This is a genomic window from Stenotrophomonas sp. P5_A8 (genome assembly GCF_056400545.1).
Genome location: NZ_JBFULB010000444.1, coordinates 1 through 2,524 on the forward strand (window position 1 = coordinate 1; position 2,524 = coordinate 2,524).

At 65.4% G+C, this 2,524-nt stretch carries 1 pseudogene; it reads left to right on the top strand.

Annotation, left to right across the window (positions count from 1 at the left end):
- Positions 1-86: 86 nt before the first annotated feature.
- A pseudogene (locus tag AC1DQP_RS19350) lies at positions 87-2,354 on the top strand (acyl-CoA dehydrogenase); the annotation flags it as partial.
- Positions 2,355-2,524 lie beyond the last annotated feature (170 nt).

The following is a 2,524-nucleotide window of genomic DNA, read 5'->3' on the forward strand; positions in this document are numbered from 1 at the left end:
CTGCTGACCGCACCGATGATGAAGGTGTTCCGCAAGGTGCTGCCGCCGCTGTCGCAGACCGAGCGCATCGCGCTGGAAACCGGCTCCTGCTGACCGCACCGATGATGAAGGTGTTCCGCAAGGTGCTGCCGCCGCTGTCGCAGACCGAGCGCATCGCGCTGGAAACCGGCTCGGTCGGCTTCGAAGGCCAGCTGTTCACCGGTGACCCGGACTGGAACATCCTGCTGAACTACCCCAAGCCGCAGCTCACCGCCGAAGAACAGGCCTTCCTCGATGGCCCGGTCGAAGCGCTGTGCAAGATGGTCAATGACTGGGAAATCACCCACGTTTACGCCGACCTGCCGCCGGAACTGTGGAGCTTCATCAAGAAGAACAAGTTCTTCGGCATGATCATTCCGAAGGAATACGGCGGCCTGGGCTTCAGCGCGCTGGCCCACCACAAGGTGATCCAGAAGCTGGCCTCGGTGTCGAGCGTGGTCAGCTCCACCGTCGGCGTGCCCAACTCGCTCGGCCCGGGCGAACTGCTCAACCACTACGGCACCCAGGCGCAGAAGGACCAGTACCTGCCACGCCTGGCCGATGGCCGCGAAGTGCCCTGCTTCGGCCTGACCGGTCCGTTTGCCGGCTCGGACGCCACCTCGATCCCCGATTACGGCATCGTCTGCAAGGGCGAGTGGAACGGCGAGCAGGTGCTCGGCGTCAAGCTCACCTTCGACAAGCGCTACATCACCCTGGCCCCGGTGGCCACGCTGATCGGCCTGGCCTTCCGCATGTACGACCCGGACGGGTTGATCGGCACCACCCGCGATATCGGCATCACCCTGGCGCTGCTGCCGCGTGAGACCGCCGGCGTGGAAATCGGCCGCCGCCACTTCCCGCTCAACTCGACCTTCCAGAACGGCCCGATCCGCGGCAAGGACGTGTTCATTCCGCTCACCCAGCTGATCGGCGGCGCCGAGAAGGCCGGCAAGGGCTGGAACATGCTCAACGAGTGCCTGGCCGTGGGCCGCTCGATCACCCTGCCCTCCACCGCCAGTGGCGGCGCGAAGGCCGGTGCGGTGGTGACCGGTGCCTATGCGCGCATCCGCAAGCAGTTCGGCCTGTCGGTCGGGCGCTTCGAAGGCGTGGAAGAAGCACTGGCCCGCATCGGCGGCAAGGCGTACGCGATCAGCGCGCTGTGCCAGGCCACCGCGGCTGCGGTGGACCGCGGCGATGTGCCGTCGGTGCCCTCGGCGATCGCCAAGTACCACTGCACCACCATGAGCCGTGAAGTCATCTCGGACATGATGGATGTGATCGGCGGCAAGGGCATCATCCTGGGGCCGCGCAACTTCGCCGGCCGCAGCTGGCAGGCCGCGCCGATCGCGATCACGGTGGAGGGCGCCAACATCATGACCCGCAGCCTGCTGATCTTCGGCCAGGGTGCGATCCTCTGCCACCCGTGGGTGCTGAAGGAAATGAAGGCCGCGCAGGACCCGGACACCAAGGCCGGCCTGCAGGAATTCGACCGCAGCCTGTTCGGGCATATCCGCTTCGGCATTTCCAACGCCGTGCGTTCGTTCTGGTTCGGCCTGACCGGCGCGCGTATCGGTGCCGCCCCGGGCGACGCCTACACCCGCCGTTACTTCCGCAAACTCGACCGGTATTCGGCCAACCTGGCGCTGATGGCCGACATCTCGATGATGACGCTGGGCGGCAAGCTGAAGTTCAAGGAATCGCTGTCCGGTCGTCTGGGCGATGTGCTGAGCCACATCTACATGACCAGCGCGATGCTCAAGCGTTACCACGACGAAGGGGCACCGGCGGCCGACCAGCCGCTGCTGGCCTGGGCCTTCCATGACAGCGTGCACAAGATCGAAGAGTCGTTGTCCGGTGCCCTGCGCAACTTCCCGATCCGTCCGATCGGCTGGCTGATGTGGCTGCTGATCTTCCCGTTCGGCCGTCGTGCCGAGGCGCCGGGCGACCGGCTGGGCCACCGCGTGGCCGCACTGCTGATGGCGCCCAACGAAGCGCGTGATCGCCTGGCCAACGGCGTGTTCCTGACCCCGTGCGAGAACAACCCGGGTGGCCGCATCAACAGCTACCTGTCCAAGGCGATCATGGCCGAGCCGGTGGAGCGCAAGTTCATCAAGGCGGTCAAGACCAAGGGTATCGAGGCGCTGGACTTCCACTCCCAGCTGGACGAAGCCGTGGCCGAGGGCGTGATCACCCAGGACGAGCGCACGCTGCTGGAAGAGCTGCGCACGCTGACCCTGGAAACCATCACCGTGGACGATTTCGATCCGCACGAGCTGCGTTCGGCCGGGTATTACGACCGCGAACGCAAGGATCAGCAGTCGCAGGAAGCGGCGTGATCCAGGCAGCGGCATAAACGAAAACGGCGGACTTCGGTCCGCCGTTTTTTTTTCGTTTTATCCAAGCACACGGACATGCCATATCTGAAAGCCCGTGCGCTGGGCAGAGGTGCGCGGGTTTGCGGGACACGCTGCAAGTACGTCCCTGTAAGCTCGCGTGCGCCATGGAG